The organism is Pseudoalteromonas sp. APC 3355, from assembly GCF_030407615.1.
GTDB classification, from domain to species: domain Bacteria; phylum Pseudomonadota; class Gammaproteobacteria; order Enterobacterales; family Alteromonadaceae; genus Pseudoalteromonas; species Pseudoalteromonas distincta.
Genome location: NZ_JASDDB010000005.1, coordinates 83,368 through 98,525, shown reverse-complemented (window position 1 = coordinate 98,525; position 15,158 = coordinate 83,368). Strand labels below are relative to the sequence as shown.

The 15,158-nt window shown below is 38.4% G+C and carries 12 protein-coding genes and 1 other annotated feature; of the genes, 5 read left to right on the top strand and 7 right to left on the bottom strand.

Annotated elements, in window-relative coordinates; genetic code table 11:
* Window positions 1–138 precede the first annotated feature (138 nt).
* Entirely contained in the window at window positions 139–1,764 is a 1,626-nt protein-coding gene (locus QMA08_RS10185) for a FapA family protein (RefSeq protein ID WP_182737335.1), read from the top strand.
* Here the strand turns inward: QMA08_RS10185 and rnt are convergent.
* Window positions 1,748–2,452: a ribonuclease T gene (gene rnt / locus QMA08_RS10180; RefSeq protein WP_024595664.1), complete on the bottom strand. Its 705-nt coding sequence runs from the start codon at window positions 2,450–2,452 to the stop codon at window positions 1,748–1,750. The two genes, QMA08_RS10185 and rnt, sit on opposite strands and share 17 nt — an antisense overlap.
* Window positions 2,453–2,654: 202 nt before the next feature.
* Between rnt and QMA08_RS10175 the strand changes: the two genes are divergently transcribed.
* Window positions 2,655–3,533, top strand: coding sequence for an OmpA family protein (locus QMA08_RS10175; protein WP_290174458.1), 879 nt, complete (start codon window positions 2,655–2,657; stop codon window positions 3,531–3,533).
* A gap of 303 nt (window positions 3,534–3,836) precedes the next feature.
* Here QMA08_RS10175 and QMA08_RS10170 read toward each other — a convergent pair whose 3' ends face one another.
* Window positions 3,837–4,697 carry a DMT family transporter gene (locus QMA08_RS10170; protein WP_290174457.1) on the bottom strand — a complete coding sequence of 287 codons (861 nt, stop codon included), beginning with the start codon at window positions 4,695–4,697 and terminating at the stop codon, window positions 3,837–3,839.
* 216 nt (window positions 4,698–4,913) lie between these two features.
* On the opposite strand from QMA08_RS10170, the gene QMA08_RS10165 reads away from it, so the two are divergent.
* Window positions 4,914–6,116, top strand: a complete 1,203-nt coding sequence (locus tag QMA08_RS10165) for an aromatic amino acid transport family protein (protein ID WP_007581988.1) — start codon at window positions 4,914–4,916, stop codon at window positions 6,114–6,116.
* A 72-nt stretch (window positions 6,117–6,188) separates the two neighbouring features.
* On the opposite strand, the gene QMA08_RS10160 is transcribed toward QMA08_RS10165, so the two are convergent.
* From QMA08_RS10160 to QMA08_RS10145, 4 genes are all read right to left on the bottom strand, one after another.
* Window positions 6,189–7,379 (bottom strand): amino acid aminotransferase, encoded by a 1,191-nt coding sequence (locus QMA08_RS10160; protein WP_002962951.1) that lies wholly within the window; start codon window positions 7,377–7,379, stop codon window positions 6,189–6,191.
* Window positions 7,380–7,459: 80 nt separating this feature from the next.
* Window positions 7,460–8,119: a GAF domain-containing protein gene (locus tag QMA08_RS10155; RefSeq protein ID WP_182671246.1), complete on the bottom strand. Its 660-nt coding sequence runs from the start codon at window positions 8,117–8,119 to the stop codon at window positions 7,460–7,462.
* A gap of 56 nt (window positions 8,120–8,175) precedes the next feature.
* Window positions 8,176–9,825 carry a SpoIIE family protein phosphatase gene (locus QMA08_RS10150; protein ID WP_182673923.1) on the bottom strand — a complete coding sequence of 550 codons (1,650 nt, stop codon included), beginning with the start codon at window positions 9,823–9,825 and terminating at the stop codon, window positions 8,176–8,178.
* Window positions 9,825–10,130 carry an STAS domain-containing protein gene (locus QMA08_RS10145; protein WP_002962948.1) on the bottom strand — a complete coding sequence of 102 codons (306 nt, stop codon included), beginning with the start codon at window positions 10,128–10,130 and terminating at the stop codon, window positions 9,825–9,827. The genes QMA08_RS10150 and QMA08_RS10145 overlap by 1 nt, the downstream gene beginning before the upstream one ends.
* Before the next feature lie 135 nt (window positions 10,131–10,265).
* On the opposite strand from QMA08_RS10145, the gene QMA08_RS10140 reads away from it, so the two are divergent.
* Complete coding sequence (locus tag QMA08_RS10140) at window positions 10,266–10,595, top strand: translation initiation factor (RefSeq protein ID WP_002962947.1); 330 nt, start codon at window positions 10,266–10,268, stop codon at window positions 10,593–10,595.
* A gap of 12 nt (window positions 10,596–10,607) precedes the next feature.
* Here the strand turns inward: QMA08_RS10140 and QMA08_RS10135 are convergent, their stop codons facing one another.
* Complete coding sequence (locus QMA08_RS10135) at window positions 10,608–13,622, bottom strand: EAL domain-containing protein (protein ID WP_290174456.1); 3,015 nt, start codon at window positions 13,620–13,622, stop codon at window positions 10,608–10,610.
* A gap of 192 nt (window positions 13,623–13,814) precedes the next feature.
* Window positions 13,815–13,932, top strand: a sequence feature (Phe leader region).
* Window positions 13,933–13,976: 44 nt separating this feature from the next.
* Between QMA08_RS10135 and QMA08_RS10130 the strand changes: the two genes are divergently transcribed.
* Window positions 13,977–15,134: a chorismate mutase gene (locus QMA08_RS10130; protein WP_002962945.1), complete on the top strand. Its 1,158-nt coding sequence runs from the start codon at window positions 13,977–13,979 to the stop codon at window positions 15,132–15,134.
* Window positions 15,135–15,158: the final 24 nt, after the last annotated feature.

Genomic DNA, 15,158 nt, shown 5'->3' with positions numbered 1-15,158 from the left:
AGTTTATGCAAGCCCATCTAAACATTTGCTTAACAATGTGTTTAACCTGTGTTCAAATAAGGAGTTAAGGTTTTTGTCATTTCTAAACCTTTAGTTGTAAAAAAAAATAATAACAGGCATAGAGTAGGGAATTAATAAATGTCGGTTTTTTCATTTGATCAAAATACAGGGTTTGTCTCTTTAGTTAGTCACCCTATTGATAGTGGCTTTCCTGTTACGAGTACTCAGCTTACGCAAATGCTCGAACAATCTGAGTTTAGTGAGTACGAAGCTGTCATTGCCAATATTGGAAAGCTTTTTGCGCCAACTAAAAACTATCAGGAAGTATCACTTGTCGTTGCTAAAGCGGTAGATGCGTCGCTTGTCATTAATATTGATGAAAAAAACATGGTCGCAGAAGCAACATTAACTACCGCTAAAGGTGGTGCGCTTTTGTCTATGGAAGGTGCGCAAAAAGCGCTTGCTGATGCAGGTGTTAAAAAAGGAATAAGCCCACGCGCGCTTGATACCTTTTTAGGCCAGCAGTTTGAAAAACCAGCAGGAAGCTCTTATAGCGCCATAATTGCACATGGGCGTAATCCTAAAAAAGGCAGCGATGCTAAATTTGTGCGCTTATGCTCAACAGCCCAAGACCGTGTGCTTAGCCCACAAGCTAAGGAAGGTGGTAAGGTTGATATGAAAAATCTTGGCGCTATTATCACCGTAAAACCTGGTACTCCCTTAATGCAGCGTATTGCCGCTACTCCTGGAGAAGATGGCTATACGGTATTTGGCGATTCAATTAGTGCAAAACCAGGTACAGATCACCAACTCCAGCCTTTCGAAGGTACAAAAGTAGATCCTAATAATCCTAATATGCTTATTGCCGACTGCAAAGGTGTGCCCGTTGCCCTACCCCGAGGTATGCGTGTAGATGACGTTTTATGCTTTGATAACGTAGATGTAAGTACAGGCCACGTTGATTTTGATGGTAGCGTAATTATTACTGGCGATATTAAAGACGGCATGCGTGTAAAAGCCAATGGTGATATTACGGTACTGGGTTTTGTAGAATCAGGAGCTGTTGAAAGTAAAAGTGCGGTAACCATTATGCTTGGCGCAATTGGTAGAAAACGTGAAGGCGAGGAAGCATTTACATGCTCTATAACCGCTCAGCGAACTATTTCGATTGGTTATGCTCAGTACTGCAATATTAAATCCGAACAAGATTTATTTATTGAACGCCAAGCTCTACATTGTGATTTAAGTGCTAGGCGGTTAATACGTGTAGGCAAAGCAAACGATCCGCGAGGTAAAATTATTGGCGGTAATATTTTAGATGCTATGCGCATTGAAACAGGTGAGCTAGGCGCGCCAGCCGGTACTAAAACGCGCGTATTTTTAGCGCAACTCTGGTTTGAGCTTCGCCAAAAGCAAACACAAATAACCGATTTTGAAAAAGTACTTGCGACTAAAGTAACCGCTTTACAACAGGCTCGTGAAAAAGCGAGTAAAATTGCGGGGGCTGCTCAGCGCCAGCAATTCATGAATAAGATAACTGAAAATGAAAAGCATATAAAAATACGCTCTGCACATATTCATCGTCAAAAACTACTTATTAAGCAAAAAATAGTGCAATTACTTGCCAGTAGTCGTTTAAAAGTAAATGAATTAATGCACCCTGGTGTGGAGCTTAAAATAGCGAAAGATTCTAAACAATTTTCGCGTATTTACCCGCCCCACCTAGTTAAGCTAACTGAGGGTAAAATTACTCAGACGTTTTAGTTTCTTCGTTATTTTGTGTATCAGTTTCAACTTTGTTATTAGCGTCGCAATCATCAGTTGGCGCTAATGGCCAACCACCTAATTGCTGCCAGCGATTTACTATTAAGCAATAAAGCTCAGCTGTACGTTCTGTGTCGTAAAGCGCTGAGTGTGCTTGGCTGTTATCAAACTCGATACCTGCCGCTCTACATGCTTTTGCTAATACAGTCTGCCCTAACGCTAAACCCGCTAAAGATGTTGTATCAAAGCTTACGAACGGATGAAATGGCGTACGCTTAATGTTATTACGCTCTATTGCTGCATTTAAAAAGCCATGATCGAATGCGGCATTATGCGCCACAATAACTGAGCGTTGGCACCCTGCGGCCTTTTGCGCTTTGCGTACTACTTTACATATTTCTTTAATTACTTCGTCTTCAGGTACTGCGCCACGTAATGGTGAAAACGGGTCTATACCGTTAAAGTCGATGGCTGCTTGTTCTATATTAGCGCCTTCGAATGGCTGAACATGAAAATGAACAGTATGATCTATGCTGAGCAGTCCTTCGTCATCCATTTTTAAAACAGAAGCTGCTATTTCTAACAAGGCATCTGTCTCTTTGTTAAAACCAGCAGTTTCAACATCAATAACAACAGGAAAAAATCCACGAAAGCGTTTTGCGAAAGGTGTTTGCTCAGTATTTGCCATAGTCTTCTTTGTTTATACGTGTAAGCTGACTATTATGTCAAAATTGATGCCCCCTAGGCTAGGGGATTTAAGTATTTATTGCTTTAAAATTGTAGGCACATAACTTGCTTTAACTTATAAGTTAGTTACGTAGAGAACAAACTAATCATTGCAGTCGTTAATTTGCCAAATTATTGGCATTCCCGGATAGCTGGAGAGCACCATGAAGTATAAGTTGTTATTTATTAGCCTTAGTATAAGTGCAGTGCTTTACAGTAATCACTCGCAAGCTGCTATGCGCCAATACACAGCAACCCAAGACAACTCCAACTGGGAAGTCGTTAAAACAACGCGCTTACAATGCCAATTAAATCATGAAGTTCCTTATTATGGGGAAGCTATTTTTAAAGCTTCAGCAAGTAAAAATAAAAACTTAACGTTTAATTTAGATATGGTTGTACGCCCAGATAATTACGCAATTGCAGGTTTAAAAGCCGTGCCACCGTCTTGGCGAGCAGGCTTACCGGCCCGTGATATTGCAAATATGAAATTACTTAAAAAGTTTGATGGTGAGCTGGGCAATAAAACCGCATGGGAGATGCTTAGCGAGCTTGAAAAAGGCTACTACCCTACTTTTTATTATCAAGACTGGCAAAATAGTGCCGATAAAATTGCCGTTGGCATATCGAGTGTAAACTTTAAACAAGCTTACTGGGCTTTTTTACAATGCCGCGATGAGCTACTCCCTTACAGCTTTGAAGATATTTCGTTTACTGTAATGAACTATCAATCTAACAGCAGTAAATTAACTAAATCGTCGCAACAACGCCTTGATAAGATTGCTGAGTATCTAAAAAATGACGCAAGCATAGAGTCCATTAGCATTGACTCATACACCGATAGTTATGGCGGACGCTGGAATAACTTAGATTTATCGCGCAAGCGCGCCAAAACTATAAAAGATTATATGGTGAGCTTGGGTGTCGATGAAGCAAAAGTACAAACCACCGGCTTAGGCGAAAAACGCTTTGTTGATAATAACGATAACATTTTAGGCCGAGACAAAAACCGTCGTTTAATTATTCAAATAGAGAAAATGTAGTAAAACTAATTTGCGCTTACTCTCTTTCGCTTTAAAAATTTATCACCAAATTGGAAAATACCTAGGGCCTGTTTGTCTTTCGAGATTGAATTTGCAGCAGTACGTTTGGTATTTAGGCAAGGCAGAGCCTATGTAGTGTGGTTATTCCCCATAAATAGGCGATAACGTAGCATTAATGCCAAACATGCGCTGCCCGAAGGGTTCTGCCTAGGGGCAATTTACTCTTTGTTGCTCGGTTTTTACTTAGCCCACTAGGTTACAAACCTCGCGCCGCGATTAAATCGCCCCTAGGTTGAACAAATCTTAATCCTGAAAGATAAACAGGCCCAGACTAATTAAAATAATAACCGCACCAATGATTAGCTCTTGGCTTAATGGCTCATTGTTTAGCCAAGCTCCTAAACCTAACGCAAAGCTAGGAGTTATGAGCGTAGTAAGTGATACCGTACTCGCATTTAGGTTTTGCAGTACATGAAAATACGCCAAAGCCCCAACTAAAGATCCAAACACACCTAGATAACCAATTGCCCACAATGATTTAGCACTCCAGTTCTGTATATGCAACTGACCATCTAATAACCACCAAGCAATAAAAAAGAGTGGGGTTACAAAAACTAAGGCACCAAATGTTGTCGCCATAGGATGAATCGCAATCTGTACACGCTTGATCATCACACCACTTAAGCTAAAAAAGCAGACAGCCATAAACACATAAAGTAACCCGAGCCCTTGAGTTTGCGAGTTTTGTACTTGGTTATAACTAACAAAATATAAGCCGATTAAGGCGCACGCTAACGCCACTAATTTAATCGGGCTAAATTTAGGTTCATTTAATAACTGCTGAGCAAGCAACCCCGACAAGATAGGTGCAAGGCCAAACATAAGCGAAATAATACCCGAAGGGACTGTTTTAGCTGCCATATAGCTCAGTAACATACCGCCAAAAATACCTATACTCGAATAAAAATAAAGTAAGCACGCATTTTTGCTCCAAGGTACTCTAATGTTTGTTATGGCAACAATTAAACCACCTAAAAACAACCCCACCAGCATACGCATTAATACAGCAAGCGTTGGCGATACTGTTTCACTACTCCACACTATACCCAGTGGTGTAGTGGACCATATAAGAACCATTAAAAAATACGATACTTTTACCGGCACATGCCAATCCTTAGCGTTTTATAACGCAATCCAACGTACATAAAATTATACCCTCACCACCCTATTTTAATACTTTTAAATGCATACAAGTCCTTAATAAATACAGTTGTAAATTGTAAGTTACATTTTAATACAGCTCTTTTATTACAAAACTATTTGAGATTTGAGTAACTAGTTATATCGTGCATGTATATTAATAATAATTAAGGTAATTAAGTGCTTAAAAATAAAACAACTGGAAGCATGTTAATTGTTGCAGGCACAACTATTGGTGCAGGTATGTTGGCACTGCCAATTGCATCTGCCGGGCTTGGGTTTAGCACCGCGCTTGCATTAATAATTGCTAGCTGGTTACTAATGACCTACACCGCACTACTCATGCTAGAGCTACACCAATATGCACCACGCGATGCAACGTTAAATACGTTGGCTAAATTATGGCTTGGAAAGCGCGGACAATACATCGCGAATTTTTCGATGGTTTTTTTATTTTACGCTTTATGCGCTGCTTATATTGCAGGTGGTGGTGCACAACTTCAAGCGCGTATAAATATAGGCTTTGATGTAAATATAGCCCCACAGTTTGGCTCTGTGATCCTCGCTGTTATTATTGCAAGTGTGGTAACGCTGGGCACTAGCAAGGTAGATAAACTAAACAGAGTGTTATTTACAATAAAAATTATTGTATTAGCTAGTTTGTTTTACATGCTAACCCCTTATGTACAAGGTAAGCACTTATTAGAGATGCCTGTAGAGCAAGGATTAATCCTTTCGGCTATACCGGTTATATTTACTTCGTTTGGCTTTCATGGCTCTATTCCTTCTATTGTTAAATATGTTGGTGTAGAAATAAAAGTACTGCGCAAAGTAATGATTGCTGGAGCCGCCCTCCCTTTAGTCATTTATATTTTTTGGCAACTACTTAGCCAAGGTATTATGAGCCAAGCTGACTTACTCAACAGCCAAGGCCTTAGTGGCTTTGTATCAAGCGTGGCAAGTATTGCGCATAACCCAAGTGTGGCAACGGCCGTTAAGTTATTTGCTGATTTAGCACTTGCGACATCATTTTTAGGGGTGAGTTTAGGGTTATTTGATTTTTTTGCTGATACATTTAAAAAAGGTGACAATAAAACGGACCGAATTAAAACGGCCTTGATTACGTTTATCCCGCCGCTTGGCTTTGCATTATTTTATCCTCAAGGCTTTATTATGGCTTTAGGTTACGCTGCAATAGCACTTGTCGTACTTGCAATATTTTTGCCTGTAGCAATGGTTTATAAACAGCGTACAACATCAAGTAAAACAGGCTACAAAGTTAAAAGTGGGAATGTTGGGCTTGGCATAGCAGCTATATGTGGCATAACGATTATTGCTGCGCAGTTTATGCAAATGGCGGGGCTAATTCCTGCTATCGGTTAAAGCTTTTTGTTTTAATTTAGATAATAAAAAACCGCACATCATTAGATGTGCAGTTTTTTATATTAACTGCGTTTATTTACAAACGTCAGCTACAGCATTTGAAAAGTATTCAATATTTGACTGGCTAACACCTGCAACATTTACGCGGCTAGAACCTACAATGTAAATACCATATTCTTTTTGTAGGCGAGCAATTTGCTCTTTATTAATACCTAAGAAAGAAAACATACCGTTTTGGCGTTCAATAAATGAGAAGTCTTGCGCAATATCTTTAGTTGCTAAGCTTTCTTTAATTAAGCTACGTAAGCCATTTATGCGGCTACGCATTTCATCAAGCTCAGAGTGCCATAATTGTGTAAGCTCTGTACTGCTTAAAATAGTATTAACAATATCAGCACCATGCGCTGGCGGCATTGAGTAAATACTACGTACAACGCTTAGCATTACAGAGTTTGAAATATCTGCTGTTGCGCTATCTTTTGCAATTAGTGAACATGCACCAATACGCTCGCGGTATAAGCCAAAGTTTTTAGAACATGAAGAACAAATAATTAGCTCTTCTACTGCATCAGCTAAAATACGTAAGCCACGTGCATCTTCTTCAAGTGAAGCTCCAAAGCCTTGGTATGCAATATCAACAAGTGGTGTAAAGCCAACTTCTTTTGCAAGTTCGGCAACTGTGTTCCACTGTGTTTCGTTTAAGTCCATACCGCTTGGGTTATGACAACATGCATGCACTAAAACCACATCACCTTTAGGCACTTGTTTAAGTGTGTTGATCATTTCATCAAACAGTAAGTCTTTATTTTCGTAATCGTAATACGGGTATTCTTTTACTGTTAAGCCTGCAGCTTCAAACAAGCTAATATGGTTTGCCCATGTTGGATTAGTTACCCATACTGTTGCATCTGCATTGCAACGCTTAATAAATTCAGCTGCAACGCGAAGTGCACCCGTACCACCTGGTGCTTGCGCAGTACGTACGCGATTTGCTAGCAATGCTTGATGTTCGCCTAGTAGTAACTGCTCCATCTTTTGGCAGTAATCTAAGTTACCCGCTAAACCAATGTAAGATTTGCTCATTTCGTTTTCAAGACGAAACGCTTCAGCTTTTTTAACCGCTTTAAGAACCGGTGTATTGCCTTGCTCATCTTTGTAGACACCTACACCTAAATCAATTTTATTAGGGTTTGTATCTTGTTTATAGGCCGCCATAAGGCCAAGAATAGGATCTGTTGGTAATGGTTTTAATACTGAGAACATTGGCTATCTCTTATCGTTATTTAGGGGTTAGCTGTTAAGCTAAGCTTAACATAAAAGCACATCATGTTGACTAGCGTTATTTACACTAGAAAGTGAGGAATTTTAATACAACATGCAATTAAAACGGCAAGCGTCTTTTCATCAAAAAAATCATTTTTAAAAGCTTCAGCATCTACAATACCAACACATTCATTTTGTGTATTAAATAAAGGTAAGCAGGTTTCTGATTTAACTTTAGGATCGCATGTGTAGTATTCACCACCTTGTGATAAGTACTCTTCAACGTTATTAATAATACGGCCCTTGTGAGATAGCGCAACCTGCACGTTATTACTACCTGCCGCAAATGCTTGCGTTAAAGGGAACAACGGACGACTAGGCACACCATGATAAGCCAATTTTAATAGTTGCTTACCTTCACTAGTATTAGTTGATTGATAAATACCATACCAATCAACACTTGTTTGGTGCTCAATGTAGCTCACAATACTTTGTAAATTAGCTAGCTTGAACTGGGTTTGCTCATCATTTTCAAGATAATCAGTTAATTTGAATGGCTCATCTTGTAGGTAACCAAATAAACTACACGCACCGCCCTCGCCAAGCTCAGGTATTTGATACTCCCAACATACATCAGGCAAAGCTGTGTTTGCTAAATGTAGCTCAAGCTTTTCAAGCTCTGTTGAAATCAAAGCTGGATTAGCACTTAGTTGTGCTTTTTTTAGGTAAGAAGAAATCATTTGGCCATCCATACATCTAAAGTTTCGAGAATAATAGCATGGATATTTTTGCAGAGCTAGCTCAACTTGTAGCACATTTCAACTTGGTTACCGCTGGCGTTATAAGTTACCTTTTCGGCTATTTCTTCTAGTAAAGACACCCCTCTACCAAATTCATTATTAACCTTTGCCAACTCATCGTGCTTACTACTAAACCCTCGGCCTGAGTCACAAATAATGAAATATAAACTGAGCGTGTCGGGGCAATAGCGCATATCAATAATAATCATCGCATCTGTAAGTTTAGCAAGAGCTGCCTCTCTTAATTCATAATATCGAAAAAAGCCGTCTTCTTGTTTTTTAATCTCTGAGTTAAGCCCTAGTACACCATGATCAAGCGCATTGTTATAAGCCTCAGACAACAGTAAAAATATATTAGAACGATGGGCATTTAGCCCCCCAACACTGCTTAAAATATTAACAACGTCGTAAACGGGGTCTGTTTTTTTTATTTGTTCTGAGTTTAAACTTAAAGATAAATTAAACGCTAAAGTAGAGAATGCTTCTCGCTCTTGCTCCTCAGGAACTAAAGGCAGGCAGTTTAGTAAAACAATGCTTAAATCATCTTGCTGTTTAGTGCCATCTGCAAACTTAGTAACGTCACCCACTATATCTTCGCTACTAATCATCGATTTACTTTTTAAGGTTTGTAAAAAACGCTCTTCCCCAAAAAATGTATCTTCTTTGTTTGCTGTTTCTATAATACCGTCGGTTGCTAATACTAGGCGTGTATTACTATTTGTTTCAAAGTGAATAACTTCATATTCAAATTCTTGGTCGTCTAAAATCCCCAGCGCCATATGTTGCGACTCTAATGTTTGTTTTACATTACCGTCTTTATCTATTAGGTACGCATCTGGCAGGCCGCCCATCCATGCAGAAATACTTTTACCGGATGCACTAAGCTCGATAATGGTTGCAGCACAAAACATGTGTCCAGGTAGGAGATTGTAAAGCAGTGTATTTAGCTCACAGGCAATGTCATTAATCGCCATGCCTTTTTGTACCATAGTATAAAAAACACGAGAGATAGGTAATGCACCAATAGCTGCCGCTAAGCCGTGTCCTGTAAAGTCTCCCAACATGCAATACAGATTGCCTATTGGACTTTGCGCCACTAAAAACATATCGCCGTTAAACATAGACGCCGGCGATAAATTAAAATCGAGGTACTCTTTAAACTTGCCTTGATTCTCTAATGAGTTATTAAAAATATGCTCAATTATTTCGTGTTCACGTTCAATTTGATTGTGATGATATTCAAGCAGCTTTTTTTGTTGATTTGATTTTTTACTCAACTCTCTGGTGCGGCTATGTGCTTTAATTTTTGCATGTAAAATAACTTTTTCAAATGGTTTATGAATAAAGTCATCGCCACCTACCGCAAGGCAGCGCTCAAAACTTGCTTGATCTTCTAAGGAAGTTATAAAAATAATCGGTAAGTAAACTTCACTATACTGCTGTTTTATTTTTTCAGCGGTTTCAAAACCATCCATTATGGGCATTAAAACATCAAGTAGAACAATGTCTATTTGCTCTCTTTTAAGTACATTAAGTGCATCTAGCCCATTGTAAGCCACTGAAATTTTGTAACCTTCCTGCTCAAGCATTTTACTTAGTAAAATGCGATTGAGCGCCTGATCGTCAACAATCAACACATGTATCATTAGCTAATATCAAACTTTTTATCAAAACGTGAAATTTGTAGGATTTTTCTAAGCTGAGGCTGGCAATTACTTATTTCGATGGTTTTTACTTGGCTATCAATGGTTTTTTTCATGTTAAGTAACATGCCAAGTGCTGAACTATCCATATAATCAGTCTCTCTTAAATCGATAATAACCTTTACTGTTTTTTCGCTCATTTGAGCATAAGCTTGGCGAAAAGATTGCACTAAATTAAAATCAAACTTACCTTTAATTTGTATTGTTAATGTAGTGCCATCGACTGATTCATTCTTAGTTAAACTCATAGTAAACTCCAATAATATTTCCTTTGAACTAAATATAACCTGTTAAAAGTATTTAGCAAAAAGAAAAACACACAACTTCAAATTTGCTATCATTTACACCAGTATTTAATTCATTTTTATCCACAAAGGTAAGGTATGAGTGATAGTCACTTAGTATATTCAACTAGTACGGGTCGCATTGACCAGCCGAAACCAGAAAAAGAGTTGCACGCTAAACTTTTTAAAGATGGTTTTATTCGCATTGAGCGTCAAACAAAAGGGCGTAAAGGCAAAGGCGTAATGCTAGTTGTTGGCATTGATCCAAAAGATCACGATTTAAAAAAGTTAGCTAAAACTATAAAAAGCAAAATGGGCCAAGGCGGCGCAGTAAAAGAAGGCATTATTGAAGTACAAGGTGATGACCGAGATAAACTAAAAGGCATTTTAGAAGCGTTAAAATTTAAAGTTAAAATTGCGGGTGGTTAACCCGCAATTTTATTAACTAGTTACTTCGCTATTTGCGAGTTCATTTAACCTTTCATACAAATTCGGTAGTTCGTGCTCAGCAATTGGCTTACTAAAATAATAGCCTTGTACAACGAAGCAATTATTATTATGTAAAAACTGCATCTGCTCTATTGTCTCAACCCCTTCTGCGACCACGTCTAGCTTTAACTTTTGCGCCATGGCAATAATAGCTGCAGTGATTTCCATATCATTTGTATCCTCTGGGATATCTTTTACAAATGAACGGTCAATTTTCAATATATCAACCGGGAATCGTTTTAAGTAACTGAGCGACGAATAACCTGTACCAAAGTCATCAATAGAAATAGATATACCTAATGCTTTAAGCTCGTGCAATTGTGTAATGGCTGCCTCTACATTACCCATTAGCATGCTTTCGGTCAGCTCTAAATGAAGGCGCTTTGCTGAAACACCCGACTTAATTATCATTTTGCTCAGTGTTGTAACTAAGCTTGAGTCTTTAAACTGGCGGGCCGATAAGTTTATCGATATATTATTTTCTAGACCTTGTTCTGCCAATCTTACGGCAAAATCACAAGACTCTTGAAGCACCCATTCACCTAATTCAACTATAAGGCCTGTCGCTTCTGCAATAGGAATAAATTTATCTGGAGGGATTGCGCCTTCAGTTGGGTGGAACCATCTTAATAACGCTTCATAACCAACGACCTGATGAGTACGGCTATCAACTTGAGGTTGGTAGTAAACTACAAATTGCTTTTCTTTGAGCCCTATACGTAACTCATTTTCAATAAATAAACGCTCATTTGCGGCCGCATTTAATTCTTGGCTATAAAAGTGGAAGGTATTACGTCCTTTTGCTTTTGCCTCATACATTGCCAAATCAGCATGTTTGAGTAACTGATCTTCCTCTAAGCTATCGTAAGGAGCCATAGTTATACCAATACTCGCGCTCACAATAACTTCATTGCTACCTAGTTTTATAGGCACATTCAGTGTTTTTTGAATTGTATTGGCAACATCAGCTGCGTGAGCTTGGCTTTCTATACCACTGAGCAACACTGCAAATTCATCACCACCTAAGCGCGCTATGGTGTCCTCGGCTCGTAAACGTTTTTTAAGTCTGTTTGCCACTTCAATTAATAATTGATCGCCAGCATCGTGCCCTAATGTGTCGTTAATACGCTTAAATTCGTCTAAATCAAAGTAAAACAAAGCAAATGCATAATGTCCGCGCTCTGCTAATGCCATTGATTTACGCAATTGCATTCTAAAAAATGTTCTGTTGGCAAGTCCCGTAAGGGTGTCAAAGTAAGCCAATTGTTCCATTTTACGCTGGCTTTCTTTTACAAACGAAATATCTTGTGCTGATGCTACATAACTGGTTATTTCACCGCCCTCTTCACGAATTGGCGAAACACTTAAAGACACCCAAATTGGCTCTTTGTTTAAACCAGCTATTAATGTGTCCCCGCGCCAGTAATTACGGCTGCGTAAATCTATGTCTATATCTTCAATTAAAATAGACATTTCTGAGGCAATAATATTAAGTAATGGTGCCCTATTAAAATGGCTTTCTGGATAGCCTGTCATTTCGAGCATTTTGGGGTTTACGTACTCAATGACAAAATTTTCATCGGTGATCACAACCCCAGTACCCGAGAACGCGACCGCTTTAGATAAACGATTAGCTGCTTTTTCAGCAATTTCTTTTTCTGTAATTCTTTGGTTTAAACCATCAATAAGTTTGCGGATTTCTACCGTCATGTCTCTAAATGAGCCATTAAGGGTACCTATTTCATCTTTGTTTTCTGGCGGAAACTCTGTTGTTAGCTGACCTTTACCAAAGCTTGTTACTGCATAAACTAAAGTATGTAAACGGCGAAGCACTAGTTGATAAAGCGCCTGATGCAGCAATAAGGCAACTAATATTGCGTATAAAATAAAGAGTCCAAAAAACTTCAGTTTTAAATCTTGTAACGCAGATAACGTTGATGAACGTTTTTTATAAACCCCTATGTACCAATCTAAATCATCAATTTTACGGATATTAATAATGTGAGCTTCATCATTTTGTTCAAATGAATTGGCGTATTCTGGTAACTTCACCGCAATTGCATCGTCAATAATTGACTGCAGTTCTGGGTTTACAAATTCGTTAGTAGCGAGTGCTTTATTGTCACTACCGTAGTCAGCTAATAATGCGGGGTTTAGATTGGGATGGGCTAACAATTGCCCTTTACTATCAAATACAAGTAAGTGTTTTTCTTTATCGCCAACAGGTAAAAATGAAATAAGTTTGTTAAGGGAAATATCGCTTCCCGTTACACCTAAAAACTCGTTATCAACATACACCGGCACTAGTAAGCTAATAACCCACTTTCGCCATACTGTATCGTAATAAACTTTTGACCATGCAGGCTCTCGCTCTGACCCCAACATACTTTTAATATATTTATACGTTGTTCCTTGCGTAACTCTAAACTCGGCTGGTGCATTTAATGCCCAGTTTGGAGGAGAAACACGAATGAAATCGTCATCGGTAATTAAATAAAAGTTAAAAAAGTCGTGTACCAGAGTCGGAGAAATTATACGCCATAACATTTCAGAATCATTAAATAGGCGTTTATAAAAGGGAGAGTAATTTTGCTGTGGTAAAAATGCTGCTGACAATCCATCAGCCGAGGCACTTCGAATGGTACCATCGCTATTAAACTGTAACTGTGATTTATTACCTAAATTAATTGGTGAATTAGATTGAAAAAGCTGCTCTGTTACTACGTTATTAGCTTGCTGAGCAATATTTATTTTTGTTTTAATACGCTCATTAAACTGCTTCACTAATAAATCTGTAGAGCTTTTTAACACCTCATGTTCTTCAAAAACAAGTTGTTTCTCTTCAGATTTAAGCATTAAGGCAGCCGCACATACCCCTGCTATTAAACAAATAGCAGATATAAGCAGTGAAAGTTTTACACTTAAAGAATTCAATCCAAAACGAGATGGAGGCCGTCTGTAAACCACGGGTCAACCTTAATTATTAATAATTGTTATTATTTGAACCAGTTAACGAAATATACCAGATCCGCATTCATATTTATAAATTATTTGTAAAGTTTCTATAATAACCACCTAAGGTAAATAAATAGTACCCTAAGCTTATTTAGATCTTTATTGACATTGTTGGCAACTCTCCATACATTAACCGTATGAACATATTTATCTCTCGCACTTTTTTTTCGTTTTTTAGCTTCTTTATATAGAAGAGGCTTCCCTGTTTGTGAGATAAAATCAATCGAATAGTAAAGCCTCCCAACCGGGAGGCTTTTTTGTTTTTGCTGTGTAATAACAGCCTACTTTTGGAATGAGGATACCAAAATGACAAATGATGTATTAAATGCACTAAGACACGATATAAATGAAATAGACTCCGACTTACTCGTGTTATTAGCTAAACGCCGTCGCATTAGCCACGGTGTGGTTGAATATAAAATCGCCAACAACAAGCCAATTCGCGATGAAGCACGTGAACTCGCGCTTCTAGAAAAATTAATTGGTTATGGTAAGTCACTGGGTTTAGATGCTTACTACGTAAATAATGTGTTTCAAACTATTTTGGAAGATTCAGTTTTACACCAACAAGCAATGTTACAAAAAAACCTTAATCCAGACGCACTGAGTGAAACACACCGTGTAACTTACTTAGGTGGTCAAGGTTCTTATAGCCAGCTTGCATGTCATAAATACTTTAGCCGCCGCCCTGGTAAATTAATTGAAATTGGCTGTACATCGTTTGACGAAATAACAGGTAAAGTAGAAAACGGCCAAGCTGATTTTGGTTTATTACCGATTGAAAACACAAGCTCTGGTAGCATTAACGAAGTATTTGACTTATTACAGCACGCACAAGTCTCTATTGTTGGAGAAGTCACTCACAGTGTAGAGCATTGCTTACTCGCAAACCCTGATACTGAACTTAGCCAACTAACAAAAGTATTTGCACATCCACAACCATTTGCACAGTGCAGCCGTTTTTTGCAAGGCTTGGGTGATTTGCAACACGAAACTTGTGACTCTACATCAAGCGCATTACAATCAGCTCTGAACACACCAAATAGTGCTGCAATTGGCTCTGCACAAGCAGGAAAAAATGTCGGCCTTGAGGTTATTAAATCAAACCTAGCTAATCAAAGCGAAAACCATAGCCGCTTTATTGTTGTTGCGCGTAAACCTCTGCAAGTGTCTAACCAAATTCCAACTAAAACTAGTTTAATCATGTCCACAAAACAGCAAGCGGGCTCACTAGCCGATGCGTTGATGATTTTTAAACAGCATAAGATTAATTTAGTAAAACTTGAGTCGCGCCCAACTCCGGGCAATCCGTGGGAAGAAGTATTTTATGTGGATCTTGAAGCAAACTTAGCTGATAGCCAAGTAAAAGAAGCGCTAGAAGAACTTAAAGAACACACCCAATATGTGCGTATTTTAGGCTGCTATCAAAGCGAGTCATTACAGGCTGTAAGCGTTAATACCTAATACACACTTTCATAATTAAAAAGG